Origin of the sequence: Staphylococcus pasteuri (assembly GCF_030547725.1) — a bacterium.
In the GTDB taxonomy this organism is placed as follows: domain Bacteria; phylum Bacillota; class Bacilli; order Staphylococcales; family Staphylococcaceae; genus Staphylococcus; species Staphylococcus pasteuri.
This window is the reverse complement of the sequence record NZ_JAUOQO010001010.1, coordinates 1-234: the sequence shown is the minus strand read 5'-3', so window position 1 is coordinate 234 and position 234 is coordinate 1. Positions and strand designations below refer to the sequence as shown.

1 protein-coding gene is annotated in these 234 nt (G+C 42.3%); it reads left to right on the top strand.

Features of this window, described 5'->3' with window-relative positions:
* Positions 1-234: hypothetical protein (locus Q4528_RS16215; RefSeq protein WP_303522799.1), on the top strand; the 234-nt coding region annotated here is incomplete at both ends.

The following is a 234-nucleotide window of genomic DNA, read 5'->3' as shown; positions in this document are numbered from 1 at the left end:
CAATCAACTTTATCATCACGATATGTCGCTGCTGTTGTTTGCAGAAGGCGGCACAGAGTTTAATGCGCAATTGGATGCGCTAAGTAATGACGTACTGTATTTTGATGTCTCTCCGTTAAACGAAAGTGAAGCATTTGAACTCGCTTCACTACTGTTTAATCGGGCAGACTATGTGGCTGAGTTTGAAAATCAACAAGCCATTGAACAACATATAGCCTCGGCGAAAGGAAATCC